This window comes from Kitasatospora sp. NPDC036755, assembly GCF_040636595.1.
GTDB lineage: Bacteria > Actinomycetota > Actinomycetes > Streptomycetales > Streptomycetaceae > Kitasatospora.
This window is the reverse complement of the sequence record NZ_JBEZUT010000253.1, coordinates 1-13,074: the sequence shown is the minus strand read 5'-3', so window position 1 is coordinate 13,074 and position 13,074 is coordinate 1. Positions and strand designations below refer to the sequence as shown.

Below are 13,074 nucleotides of genomic sequence, written 5' to 3'. Positions count from 1 at the left end.
CTGCACAACCTGCTCCAGGCTGCATGAGCCCGCGGACTGCTGGCCGACCGACCGTGCCTCGACCGCTCAAAGATCAATTACGGGACAGCCCTTAGTACTGCAACGACGCTTACCATGACGGCTGTTCAGGTTGCTCGTTGTTCAGGTCATGAGTGGGGACATATCTCAGTCGGATGCGCGTCGCTGGGCAGAGGGTCTGTCCGAGCTGCACGAACGGTTCCTTCACCGGTTCGCGCGCAGTGAGCCGAGGGAGTCGGCTCTGGCGTATATGCGGGGGCTGTTGGCGCCGCTGGAGCGCAAGAACGGCTGGACGGTGGCCGAGGAGGCCGGCCATGGCGGTCCGGACCGGATCCAGCGGCTGCTGAACCGGATCGGCTGGGACGCGGACGGGGTGCTCGACGACGTGCGCGAGTACGTCGTCGAGCACCTGGCCGAACCGGGCGGCGTGTTGATCGTGGACGACACCGGGTTCCTGAAGAAGGGCGTGCGCTCGGCCGGGGTCCAGCGACAGTACTCCGGCACCGCCGGCCGCACCGAGAACTGTCAGGTCGGCGTCTTCCTCGCGTACTCGAGCGAGCGGGGCCGGACCTTGATCGACCGGGCCCTCTACCTTCCGAAGTCCTGGACGGACGACCGTGAGCGCTGCCGGGCCGCCGGAATCGGGGACGAGGTCGAGTTCGCCACCAAGGTCCAGCTCGCGAGTGCGATGGTCCGCCGAGCGATCGACGACGGAATCCCGTTCCGCTGGGTGACCGCGGACGCGGGCTACGGCTACAGCAAGGGCTGGCGCTACGAGTTGGAGCAGGCCGACGTCTTCCACGTCGTGGCCACCATCCGCCACGACACGGTCGTCACGCGGCGAGCCCTGGACCATCCGCTGCACGACCTGGTGGCGGGGCTGTCCCGTCAGAGGTGGAAGCGTCGCTCGTGCGGCGAGGGCGCCCACGGCCTGCGGATCTACGACTGGGCGCGTGTCGAGGTCCGACCCTGGCACCGCCCGGACCGCCGGCACTGGGTCCTGGCCCGTCGAAGCATCGCTGACCCCGCGAAGATTGCCTACTACATTGCCTACGGGCCCGCCGACGCCACCCTCGACGAACTGGTCGCCGTCGCGGGCGCCCGCTGGGCGATCGAGGAGTGCTTCCAGAGCGCGAAGGGCCAGTGCGGCCTGGACGACTACCAGGTCCGCCGCTACCAGGGCTGGTACCGGCACATCACCCTCGCGGTGGCCGTCCACGCCTACCTCACCGTCCTGCAGGCCGGGCAGCTCGACAAGGGGACGGACCCGCTCGAACGCCAGACCTGATCCCACTGACCGTCCCCGAAATCCGCCGGCTGATCACCCACATCACCCGGCCAGTCCGCCACAGCGTCGACCACGCCCTGCACTGGTCCCGATGGCGTCGCCAACGCCAACACCAGGCCCGGATCAGCCACTACAAGCGACGAGGCCACAGCCCAAGAGCTGAAGCCTCGTCACGGTAAACACCGTTGCAGTACTAGGGTGGACGGCTTGCCGGGGACCAACGTCCTGCTGATGTCCGGCAGCAGCTGGGCCGACAAGTCCAGCCGCTACCATGTTCCGGTACCGATCGGCACACTGATCGAACCCGACCCTGCGGAACCGGAACGGATCGCCGACCAGAGCGAGTTCCGCTTCGAGTTCGTTCGAGAGGCCTGCGCCTGCCCGACGCGGTGCACCTGCGACAGCCCGAGCGAGGCCCTGCGGCTTTCCGGAGTACCGATCGACCGGCGCGAAGACGTGCTGCGCCGGATGGACACCGAGCTCGGCCGCAACGACCGAGGCCAGGGGCGCCTCCTTCGGGAACTGCATCGACTACCGGAACCCCGTCGGCACATCCTGCTCCTGGTCGGCAGTTATGACGAGGCCGCATGGTGACGGACACGCTGCACACACTCAACGAGCGTTGGCGCGGCAAAGTCCGGCGGCTGGTGTCCGACGACAACCCGGATGCCGCCGGCCGTGCACTGGACGGCGAGCACCACGCCCCAGTACTGCGCCGCGGTGACGTCGAGACGCTCGCCGCCACGGACGCCGAGATCTTGGTGGCGCCGCTGCTCGCGGTGGAGCGCGGGCACAACATCCTCGCCGTTGACAGCAAGGAGGCCGCCATCGGCTCGGTCTACTTCCTGGCCCGGCCCAACCCCCGCCCTGACGACCTCGGCCTCGCGGTGCACGCGATCAACGACTGGATCGTCCGGCTGATGGACGGCACCGGGTTCTCCGATCTGGTGCGCGGCGCGCCCACCCTCGGCCTGGGTGCGCGTAGATTCCGCGACGCCGCCCGGTCCAAGTGGTTCCACGTCCTCGCCAGGAGCATGGCTTGGAGTCACCTCGACGAAGAGGACCGCGTCCAGGTCACCTGCGGCGGCCCGCCCAGGGTGATCCCGGCCGCCTCCGCCGGCCTCAGGTAATTCCTGACCGTCTTGCGGTCCACCCCGCTGACACCACCCCACCCACTCACATCGACGACTGCCTCTGGGACCTCTTCGAACGGCTCACCGCCGTCCGCTTCCCCCTCCCGCCTACTGCCTGACCCCGGCCGGCCCTACGGCAACCAGCGGCGGGCGGCCGGGCCGCTCCACCCACCACTGCCGCCGGCCCTACGGCCGGGCCGCACAGTAGGTGAAGAGGCCACCGGGCTGGAGGTCGGCGAAGAGACCGAGCAAGGGAGGTGCGGAGTCGGCGACTGCGACAATGCGAGCCACGGTTCCGCCAGGCGTTCCCTGGCGCCAGCGGGGGCGGTCGCCGACGGCGTAGGGCAGCTCCGCCTCCACGACGCCGGGAACCGCGAGGAGGGCCTCAACAGTCGGTGCGGCGGTGAGAACGGTGTCGTAGTGCGGGGCCTGGGGCAGGAGGAAGGCCGTGCTGCGGACCGGCGGCGGGACGTCGGGAAGCTCTCCGCCGGTGGCGATGGCAGCGCAGGCCAGCACCGAGTCGAAGGAACAACAGTGGTGGAGCATCTCGGTAACCCCGCCGCCGATGCGGCTGTTGACCTCGATGACTCGGGGGCCGTCCCGGGTGAACATGATCTCGGTGTGGACGCCCGAGTCGGTGATGCCCAGGGCGTCGATCGCCCGGGACGCACAGTCCAGCAACGGGGCGAGGGCGGCGTCGGGCAGCACCGAGGGCATGATGCCGCCGTTCTCCCGGAACCCCGGGGAGAGCGGGAACTTGTCAGTGACGGCCAGGTGCCGCAGGGTGCCGCGCCGGACGAGTGACTCGACGCTCGCATAGGTGCCGTAACGGGGGTCGCCGTGCGGACCGACGCCGACCAGGAACTCCTCCAGGACGAAGTCCGGGACGGGGCCGCCGCGCGGGTCGGCGGCGTAACCGGCGCAGGCGGCGGACCAGAGCACGGCCAGGTCAGTCGTGCCGTCCACCCGGAAGGTCGCCAGGCTTCCGACGCCGGCCTTGGGCTTGAGGACTGCGGGCAGACCCACCCTCCGGGCGGCGGAGCGAAGTTCGTCGAGGTCACGGACGGACGCGAAGCGGGGGGTGGGGATGCCCGCCTCGGCCAGGAGCCGCCGCTGCTCGTGCTTGTTGCGGATGGCCGCTAGCGACCTGGGCGCGTTGGCCGGCAACCCGAGGCGGGCGGCCGCGGTGTGCACCGGTTCGAGTGACATCTCACCGAAGCCGAGGATGCCGGCGGGTTGCCAGGCCTTCGCGAAGTCCGTCAGTTCGTCGGCGGCCGCGTCCTGCCCCGGGATCGTCGCATGGGTGCACCACTCGTCGAACAGGGCGGCGCGGGCACGGTTCGACTCGGGGTCGGGGCCCGGGACCCAGAGGACGTGCAGCTCGTAGGCCGAACACAGCCGGGGGAGGTACCAGGCGGGCCGGGGGCCCGTCGGCACGTCGAACAGGAGTAGCCGGGGCAGGGGCACGGTCGACATGGGCGCCGCCTTCGGTCGCGATCAACAGGGGAAGTCGGACGCCGGTCCAGGCGCCGGTGGAACGGGCTCCGTCAGCAGAGCACCGAGGTCGGTCGGGTGCACGTTGCCCCCGCTGACGACGGCGACGCACGGTCCGGTGCCCGGCAGTCGGTCGGAGTGGTGCAGAAACGCCGCCGTCGCCACCGCGCCAGACGGCTCGGCCACCAGACGGGCCCGGCCGGCGAGGAACGCCACGGCCGTGCGGATCTCGTCCTCGGTCACGGTGAGAACCGCGTCGACGTACCGCCGGATGTGCTCCCAGGTGAGCTCGCCCAGCACTGGGGTGCGCAGGCCGTCGGCCATCGTTCGCCCGGTGCGGGCCGCCGTCCAGCCGGTCCGCCGTCCGCGCCGCAGGCTCTCCGCCGCGTCCGCCGCCAGCTCCGGCTCCACCCCGACGATCCGGCAGCCGGGGATCGCGGACTTCGCCGCGACCGCCACCCCCGCGATCAGACCGCCGCTGCCCACCGGCACCAGCAGGGTCGGCTCCCCGGCCGACCCCGGCTGACAGGCCAGGAGGTCCTCCGCGATCTCCAGACCGACGGTGCCCTGACCTGCCATCACCAGCAGATCATCGAAGGGAGACACGACCGTCGTGCCCCGGTCGGCGGCCACCTCCTCGGCGATCCGCCGGTAGGCGTCCGCGGGGGCGGTGACCACCTCCGCGCCCAGCGCCCGGGTGGCCTCGATCTTGAGCCGGGGCGCGGTGTCGGGCATCACGATCATCGCCGGGATGCCGAGGCGCCCGGCCGCGTGGGCCACCGCCTGCGCGTGGTTCCCGCTGGAATGGGCCACCACGCCGCGCGCCAGCTCCGTCCGATCGGTGTTCGCCAGCCGGTGGTGGGCGCCCCTGATCTTGAACGACCCGGTGAGCTGGAGGTTCTCCGCCTTGAGCCACAGAGGACGGCCGGGGACCGGGGCGGACAACAGCGGTGTGCGCAGTACCCTGCCGCGGAGGGCACGACGGGCCGCTTCGACGTCCTCCAGGCTCAAAAGCCTCGGGGGCCGTGAGTCCGTCGGGCGGGGCGGCGGCGCGAACGTGTTCACTGGAGTCCTTCGCGGAGACGACGGTTTCACGGGACGACCGTTCGGCGACGGGCGGGTGTGGCGGGCCGGTGCCGACCGAAGCTACGGCGGGCGGTCCCCGCGGACCGACTCTCGCAGACCGGCTCCGGCCCTGGCAGCACAGCCCGGCCGTCGTGATCACGACAGTCGTAAACAGGAGACCGCTGCCGTCAGCACGGGCTCCACGGGGCAGCGCCACAGGCAGGCACCGTCGTCTTTGCGCCTGGCGCAAGTCCACCGGTGTCCGGCCCGCCGGTCCGCTCCCTCCGTCTGCACAATGAGATGGACCGTCACAGTCTGTGTCGGTCCAACACGTGGTGCGGGCGGGGTGAGAAGCATGATGGAGGGGAGTGAACCCGTGATGTCCGGGAAGAGACCGACCGTTGGGCGGGGGCAGCCGTCGGCGTCGCAGTTCGCGGTCTTCCTCGGCGGGCAGGTGTTCTCGCTCCTGGGCGACGGACTGGCGTTCCTCGCCGTGCCCCTCGTCGTCCTCGAACTGAGCGGGGACCCATTCGCCGCGGCCCTGGCCGCCGCGCCGCGGACCGTCGGCTACCTCCTCGTGGGCCTGTTCGCGGGCGCGCTGGTCGACCGGCTCGACCCCCGGGCGACCATGCTGGTGGCGGATGGCGTCCGATTCTCGGCGTTCCTGACACTGGCTCTGCTCGCGCACACGGGGGGCCTGCAGGTCTGGATGGTCCTGGTACTGGCGTTCCTGGCCTCGGGAGCCGGGGTCTTCTTCGAGACGGCGCTGACGGTAGCGGTCCGCGACCTGGCCCAGGGCCGGCGGCTGGTGCGCACCAACTCCTGGCTGGAGGCGACGAACCAGGCCTCGCTCGTGGTGGGCCCCGGCCTGTTCGGCGTGCTCAGCGCCTTCTTTGGGCTGAACACGGCGCTCTTCGGCAACGCGGCCACCTACCTGCTGTCGCTCGTCACGATCTTCGCCATCGGACGGTTCGGCGGGACGCCCGCCGGGGCCGGGGCCACGACGCGGGGCGCGCTCCGCAAGCTCCGCGCGGACATGGCCGACGGCCTGCGCTTCCTGCGAGACGCCCGGCTGATCCTGCTGCTGACCATCCTCCAGGCCACCGCCAACCTGTTCATCGCCGTGGAGACACTGACCCCGTTCTATGTACGGAACCACCTCGGTTTCGGGGATTCGGCGCTGGGCGTGGTGGTCGGCCTGGGTGGCCTGGGCGGCGTTCTGGGTGCGGCGGGCGCAGCCCGGCTGGCCACACCCGGGCGCCGGCTGGGTGTGGTGGCCCTGAGCGCGGTCTGCCTGGGGGTGGCCCTGGCCCTGATGGGTCTGGCCGACGGCCTCGCCCCGCTGGCCGCGCTCAACCTCCTGGTCAGCGGTTCCGCGGTGCTGGCCGTCGTGGTGATTCGCAGCGTGCGGCAGGAGTTGGTGCCGCGGGAGATCCTCGGCCGGGTGACCGCCACCGCCCGAATGGCCGCGCTCGCCGCGAGCCCGCTCGGAGCGATGGCGGCCGGGTTCCTGGCGGGGCTGAACCACTCCGACCCGCGGCCGGTGTTCGTCGGGTTCGGCCTGCTCGCCACGGTCACGGCGGCGTTCGCCTGGTTCGCCGGGCTGCGTGACCACGCCCCGGGCGGTGCGCGGGCGGAGGCGCCGGACACCGCGTGACCGGCGCGGCCGGCCCGTGCCGGGGCCGGGTGCGCCGACGCATCGATGCATCGGCGCGACGAGGTGGTCCACGTGGCCCTGTCGAGCCGTCAAGTCAACGAGTCAACAGCGGAAAGAGGGCGTCATGACGCATCTGTTGGTGATCAGCGTGGGCACTGAGGTGTACCGCCGGTACATCCTGGAGGGCCTCCGTTCGACGGGGGTCCGGGTGACCGTGGTGCAGTCCGCGCCCCGGCAGCCGTGGGCCGTCCCGCTCGTCGACGTCACGTACGAAGCGGACCTGCGGGACCGGACCGGGGTGGTGGAACTGGCGGAGAAGATACACGCCACGGAGCCCTTCGACGGGGTCCTGACGTACGACGAGGCGCACGTCGAGCTCGCGGCCGAGGTGGCGGAGGCGCTGGGCCTGCCCGGGCTATCACGGGAGGCGGCGGCCAGGAGCCGGGACAAGCGGCTGATGCGGGAGGCGTTTCGGGAGGCCGGTGTCCCGTCGGCCCGGAGTGTCCTCACCATGACGGCGGACGGCGCGGCCGAAGCCGCCGCGCTCGTCGGCTACCCGGTCGTCCTCAAGCCCCGCAACCTCGGGGGAAGTTACGGGGTTGTCCGGGTCGACGACGAGGAGCGGCTCCGGGAGCTGTTCCACGTGGCGGTCGGCGCCCGGATCAGCCGGATCGACAGCGTCCCCGGAGTCTTGGTGGAGGAGTACCTGGAGGGCCCGGAGCTCAGTGTGGAGTCCGTCGTCCAGGACGGTCGGGTCCATATCTGCGGGCTGACCGAGAAGGAGGTAGGGTTCGCCCCCTACTTCGAGGAACTCGGCCACATCTGCCGGAAGCCGTCAACGTACCCGGGTTACCCGGAAATCGAGCGGGTTGTGGTGGCGGCCCATGACGCTCTGGGGATCACCTACGGGGCCACGCACTCGGAACTGCGGATCACAACCCGGGGGCCCCGTATGATCGAGACGGCGGCCCGGCTGGGGGGCGAGAAGATCCCGTACGCGACCCGGCTGGCCACCGGGGTGGACCAGGTGGCACTCGCGGTGGCAGCGCTGACCGGGGGGCGCGTCGAGGTGCGCCCCGAGCGCGAACTGTTCGCCGGCGTCCGCATGGTCTACCCGTCACGGGACGGGCGGGTCCGCGCCCTCGGGCACCGGCCGGGTGCCGAGGAGCTGTGGCACGAACTGGTCTGGCACGCGTCCCCCGGGCAGGACATGGCGCTGCCGCCCCGGGGATTCATGACGAGGCTCGGCCACATCATCGCCGTCGAGCCCTCCCACGAGGCTTTGACTGCGCGCCTGCGGGACTCCGTCGCGGCCTTGACGATCGCGATGGATCCGCCGACGGTATCGGGTGCCTGATCCCGACGCCGGGGCGGGTGCCCCGTTTCCGGATTGCGTCAGTCGCGATTGTGACGCCCGATCATCCTGTCGGGGGCCGACGGAATGTGGAACGCTGAAAGCGGTCGCCCCCGTCGCGGATACAGCCGGGCTCCGGCCCCACGCCACCGGCCTCTTCCCCGGCCCGGCCCGAGCCCCGCATCCTCCGGCGCCGGAAGCACCGGAAGGCACCGGTCACGACCCCGGCCCCCGGCGACCACGCGGGGGCCACCGAACATTCCGATGGGCCGAGGCGGCGGGAATCCACCGCCCACCATCGTCTCCGACCATTCCCGACCCGAGAGGGAGAACCATGCCGACTTCGGTTCTGCGACTCGAGCTGACCGGCTCCGAGGCGCTGCAGGTCCGGAAGCTGCTCGACAATGTCCTGCTCGATCCCCGGATTCTCGATCAGTACTACTTCCTCGAACAGGCACACGTCATCGCACACGAACTGCCCCGCCGCGTCCGGGAGACGTTCTATGCCTTCAAGCGCAACGAGCGCGAGGTCGCTCTCCACGTGATGGGCTCCCCGGCCCCGCAGGAGGCCCTCAGCCCCACGCCGACCCGCTACGTGGAGACCGAGCCCGGCTACGAGATCAACGAGAGCCAGGTGCTGCACGGGCTCTACGGAAGCCTGCTCGGAGAGCCTATCGGGTACGTCTCGCAGCGTGCGGGCAGCCTCTTCAACTCGATCATCCCGATCCCGGGCCTGGCCAACGTCGCTAACTCCAGCTCCGGTTCCAACCACGACTTCGGCTTCCACATCGAGGACGCCTTCCACCCGACCCGACCCGACTTCCTCGGTCTGGTCTGCCTGCGGAACGACGAGGGTGCGGGGACGACCCTGTCGAGCATCGAGGGCATCGACACGCTGACCCCGGAGGAGTGGGAGGTGCTCTGGGAACCGCGGTTCCGGATCGGCCACAACCCGATCCACGAGACGTCGGGTGTGATCAACGAGGAACAGCAGTCCGTCTTCTTCGGCAACCGCGAGAACCCGTACTTCCGGGTGAACTTCGCAGCCCTGCGGCTCGACGAGCTGACCGGGGTCGAGCGGAGCGCCATGGAGAAGCTCCACGGCTTCCTCCAGCGAAACAAGGAGACCCTGGTTCTGCGGGGCGGCGAGTTCGTCTACGTCGACAACTACCGTTGCGCGCACGCCCGGGACGCCTACACGCCGCTGCCCGCAGGCCGCTCGCGCTGGCTGTCGCGGCTCTGCGTGACCAGCGACCTTCGCAAGTCCAGCGCGCTGCGCGCGGACGCCATGAGCCGCGCCATCGCGGCCTGAACGACCTGCCGTGGGTCCCGTCGGCCAGGTCGGGCCGACGGGACCCACGGGGCGGGGCGGCCCGCTGACACGGCAGCCGGCGGGACGTCGGACCTCGGGAGGAGGAGCAGCGGTGATCGACTTCGAGCAGGTGTCGGCCGCTCGGTTCGGCGGGGCGTCCGGCCCTGGGGTCGGGCCGGGTCCGGACGCCCCGATCGGCATCTTCGACTCCGGGTTCGGCGGGCTGACCGTGGCCCGGGCCATCCTCGACCGGCTGCCGTGGGAGTCGGTCGTCTACCTGGCGGACAGCGCCCGCTCCCCCTACGGTCCGCGGAGCATCGCGGAGGTGCGTTCGTACGCGTTGGAGTGCCTCGACCGACTGGTCGCCCTGAACGTCAAGATGCTGGTCATCGCCTGTAACTCGGCCAGTTCGGCGATGCTGCGCGACGCCCGCGAGCGCTACGACGTCCCGGTCATCGAGGTGATCTACCCGACGGTGCGGGAGGCTGCGGTCGTGACACGGAGCGGGCGGGTCGGGGTGATCTGCACCGCGGCCACGAAGACGTCCATGTCCTACGAGGACGCCTTCGCGGCCGCGCCGCACGTCCGGCTGACGGTGCAATCCTGCCCCCGGTTCGTCGACTTCGTGGAGCGCGGGGTCGTCGCGGGCCCGGACCTGGCGGCCGCCGCCCGGGAGTACCTGGCGGGCCCGAAGACGGCCGGGGTCGACACCCTCATCCTCGGGTGCACCCACTACCCGCTGCTGGCGGAGGTGATCGCGAACGAGATGGGCGAGGGGGTGTCCCTGATCTCCAGCGCGGAGGAGTCGGCCAAGGATGTCGCCTGGCAGCTCAGGAAGTTGGGCCTCGCCCGTGCTCGATCCGTGCCGCGGCACGTCTTCATGACGACCGGGGACCCTCGCCAGTTCCAGCGGATCGGACGGCGCTTCCTCGGCCCGGTACTGACGGAGGTGTCCGCAGCAGTGCGCTGACGAGGCGTTGCCGGTCCTCCGGGTGCCCTGCCAGCCAGACCCCAAGCTGGTGGCTGGCCCCGGCAAGGCGCAGTTCGGCGAAGTCGGCCCGCGTAGCCAGCGACGTGCGGACCAGGTTGGTGACACCGGGCGGAATGACAGCGTCGTGCTCCGGGAGCACCAGCAAAGCCCGGCCATCGAACCGGGCGAAGGCGCTGGGCGCGGCGCTGGTCCGCCAGCTCTCGGGCCGGCGGATCAGCTCGGTGAACCCCGGGCCGAACGGCACGTCCCAGGCCTCCGCCCCGTAGATGCCGGGAGCGCAGGCGGCGAGCGCCGCTACCCGGCCGCCGTACAGCGCGACCAGGTCGGCGAGGGTCTGGCCGCTCATGCTGAAGCCGACCAGGGCAAGCGGCCGGTCAGCGCCGAGGACCTCCTCGACCACGGCCGCGGCCTGGTCCCGGCGGCGGCGGAGGCTGAGGTCGCACAGTGCGCCACTGCTCTCCCCGTGGCCGGAGAAATCCAGGGCGACGGCCGGGTGCCCGAGCGCGGCGAAGTCCTCGGCAAGCGGCAGATTGCGTTCCTTGCTGCCGGTGCCCGCACCGTGCAGGATGACGACGCCGGGGCGGTCGGCGGAGGCTCCGGCATCGGGCCCCGGGGTCACCGTGTAGATGCTCAGCTGCTCGCCATCGATCGAGTGAACGGTCTTGCGTACAACGCCCATGACGACCCTTCAGGAACGGAGTTGACCTTTAGTCAACATGGAAATGTCACACTTCACTCGTGCCCTATCAGTATACTGACGGGACGTACGGGGGTTGGTGACAGGGCTGTTGACGAAGGGGCCGGAGCACGCCGGCCGGAGGAGGACGGCGACCGGCCGATGACGGGCGAGTGTTGCACGTGCCGCGCCCCCGCCCCAGGGGGCGGGCCCTGTCGGATCGGTGCGGCCCGTTCCGCTCCACCCTCCTTCACTCCACCGTGTCCTCCCGCCCCTGTCTTCGACTCGACGGAAGGTGGGGGATGAATTCCCTGCACGGGGAGCGCACCCGGCCCGGTCTCCGGCCGGTACAGCTGACGCTAACGGAGCTGGCTTCGTACCGGCGCATCGTTCACGACGGGCCGCTGCGCCCGGAGGACCTGCCCGCCGAGGAGAACCAGGCGGCGCACGCGTCCACGGTGGAGCGACTCGTCAAGGCGGGCCTGGTCCGCCGTCTGGCGGCCGGCCGGCTCGCCGCCGTCGACCCGGCCCACGTCTCCGACCGGATCCTCGCAGGCTGGGAGGAACGCGTGCAGGGCGCCCAGTCGGACCTGATGGTCGCCCGGGAACAACTCGCCGAGCTCGATCTCATCTACGCCGCCCGGCAACGGGACTTCCAGGGGCCTCAGTTCGAACGGACCGAATCGGCTGACAAGGTTCTCCGCACGGTGGAGCGGTACGCGGGCGAGAGTCGCAACGAGGTCCTGGCCGCGCTGCCCGGAGGGCCCCGCCCGGCCGCCGAGCTGCCCGGATCCCGCGACTGGGAGGTCGAGTTACTCCGGCGCGGGGTGCGGTTACGCACCCTCTACCAACACGCGGCCCGCTTCCACCCCCCTACGGTGGCCTACGCCGAGGAGGTCACCGGACTGGGCGCGGAGGTCAGGGCGGTGACCGGGAGCCTGGCCTGGTTCCTGGTCTTCGACCGAAAGGCGTTCCTGGTACCACTGCGGGAGGTGTCCGGCGGCGCCCTGATCGTGCGCAACGAGGACCTCGTAGCGTTCGCGGTGGAGGTGTTCGACCGCTTCTGGTCGGCGGGGGAACCCATCGGGAAGCCCCGGGAGAAGGCCTTCATCCAGGGCCTGACCAACCAGACCCAGCGCTCCATCCTGCAGCACCTCGTCGACGGTGCCGACGACCGAGCCACGGCCCGGGCGCTGGGAATCTCGGTGCGCACATGCCAGCGGCACGTCTCAGAGGTCATGCGGGAGCTCGGGGCCACCAGCCGCCTCCAACTGGGCTACCTGCTACGGAAGAAAGGCCTGCTGGAGAGCGGGGACGAGGACTGAGGGCTCGCCCCGCTCCGTCTGGTCGAGCACGCCGTTCCATTCCGCCGGAGTACGGGTGAACGGCTTCACCGCCACCGCCCCGTGCGGTTCGACAGTGCGTGCGACCTTCTCGGTGCAGGGAAGCGGCCCGTGGGGCACTCGGCCTCGATCCGGACTCCCCGACGTCGTAGCTCCGCACCACCGTGGTGTGGCAGCATTGCAGGGTCGCCTCCTACGCCGCGTCCCTGGCGATCACCACGGTAGCTCCACACCGTCCCATTGCGGCACCGTCGCAGGCTGTACTGGTCGCAGTGTGAGGATCTGGGGGAGCTGGTCGCTTCGCACCGTCCTGGTGCGGCAGCATCGCAGCCGGGGCCCGCGACCGCCGAAAGTCGCGGAGCCCGGAGTCGCTCCGCACCACCCCGGTGCGGTACCTTTCCCTGCCCATAGGCTGGCCCTGCTGCACCGGAACTCACCCGCCGGCGCTCCGCGGACTCCATGCTTGTGGTCGTCGGGTCGATCCCCCCTCGCGCCGTCTAGGCAATGGTCACCGTCTGTAGACGGTCGCGAGCCACAGACTGGCCTGCTCCGAGCTCACGGAGGCGTCCAAAAGGTCCCAAGCGACGCCTCCAGCGCGAGGTCACGAAATCGCCTGACGTCTTGACAGATTCGAGGACAGCCGCCCAACTACCCGAAAAGGTGGCCGAATTGCTTTATCGGGTGTCGAAAAACCATTGGTCACGATTCGATATCGGTCACTGCGGGTAGTCAATTTCGGGGCC

11 protein-coding genes are annotated in these 13,074 nt (G+C 70.7%); 8 read left to right on the top strand and 3 right to left on the bottom strand.

From position 1 onward, the window contains the following. The first annotated feature begins 148 nt into the window (after positions 1-148). From AB0E96_RS29850 to AB0E96_RS29840, 3 genes are all read left to right on the top strand, one after another. Positions 149-1,306: an IS701 family transposase gene (locus AB0E96_RS29850; protein ID WP_359828873.1), complete on the top strand. Its 1,158-nt coding sequence runs from the start codon at positions 149-151 to the stop codon at positions 1,304-1,306. Between the two features lie 231 nt (positions 1,307-1,537). Beyond that, positions 1,538-1,900, top strand: a complete 363-nt coding sequence (locus tag AB0E96_RS29845; protein WP_359828871.1) for a hypothetical protein — start codon at positions 1,538-1,540, stop codon at positions 1,898-1,900. Beyond that, complete coding sequence (locus AB0E96_RS29840) at positions 1,894-2,436, top strand: hypothetical protein (protein WP_359828869.1); 543 nt, start codon at positions 1,894-1,896, stop codon at positions 2,434-2,436. Before AB0E96_RS29845 ends, AB0E96_RS29840 begins: the two co-directional genes overlap by 7 nt. Positions 2,437-2,625: 189 nt before the next feature. Here AB0E96_RS29840 and AB0E96_RS29835 read toward each other — a convergent pair whose 3' ends face one another. Both AB0E96_RS29835 and AB0E96_RS29830 read right to left on the bottom strand, forming a co-directional pair. After that, complete coding sequence (locus tag AB0E96_RS29835; RefSeq protein WP_359828867.1) at positions 2,626-3,915, bottom strand: hypothetical protein; 1,290 nt, start codon at positions 3,913-3,915, stop codon at positions 2,626-2,628. A gap of 21 nt (positions 3,916-3,936) precedes the next feature. Then, positions 3,937-4,998, bottom strand: coding sequence for a threonine/serine dehydratase (locus AB0E96_RS29830; protein ID WP_359828865.1), 1,062 nt, complete (start codon positions 4,996-4,998; stop codon positions 3,937-3,939). Positions 4,999-5,377: 379 nt separating this feature from the next. Between AB0E96_RS29830 and AB0E96_RS29825 the strand changes: the two genes are divergently transcribed. From AB0E96_RS29825 to murI, 4 genes are all read left to right on the top strand, one after another. Continuing rightward, a complete protein-coding gene (locus AB0E96_RS29825; RefSeq protein WP_359828863.1) occupies positions 5,378-6,655 on the top strand; it encodes an MFS transporter in 1,278 nt (425 codons plus the stop codon). A gap of 124 nt (positions 6,656-6,779) precedes the next feature. Next, on the top strand, positions 6,780-8,012 hold the full coding sequence (locus AB0E96_RS29820) for an ATP-grasp domain-containing protein (protein WP_359828861.1): 1,233 nt from the start codon (positions 6,780-6,782) through the stop codon (positions 8,010-8,012). 331 nt (positions 8,013-8,343) lie between these two features. Further along, entirely contained in the window at positions 8,344-9,321 is a 978-nt protein-coding gene (locus tag AB0E96_RS29815) for a TauD/TfdA family dioxygenase (RefSeq protein WP_359828860.1), read from the top strand. A 112-nt stretch (positions 9,322-9,433) separates the two neighbouring features. Continuing rightward, the gene (gene murI / locus AB0E96_RS29810; protein WP_359828858.1) at positions 9,434-10,291 is read left to right on the top strand and encodes a glutamate racemase; all 858 of its coding nucleotides are present in this window, start codon (positions 9,434-9,436) and stop codon (positions 10,289-10,291) included. Here the strand turns inward: murI and AB0E96_RS29805 are convergent. Next, the gene (locus AB0E96_RS29805) at positions 10,200-10,991 is read right to left on the bottom strand and encodes an alpha/beta fold hydrolase (RefSeq protein ID WP_359828857.1); all 792 of its coding nucleotides are present in this window, start codon (positions 10,989-10,991) and stop codon (positions 10,200-10,202) included. The two genes, murI and AB0E96_RS29805, sit on opposite strands and share 92 nt — an antisense overlap. A gap of 299 nt (positions 10,992-11,290) precedes the next feature. On the opposite strand from AB0E96_RS29805, the gene AB0E96_RS29800 reads away from it, so the two are divergent. Then, complete coding sequence (locus AB0E96_RS29800; RefSeq protein WP_359828855.1) at positions 11,291-12,313, top strand: LuxR C-terminal-related transcriptional regulator; 1,023 nt, start codon at positions 11,291-11,293, stop codon at positions 12,311-12,313. Positions 12,314-13,074: the final 761 nt, after the last annotated feature.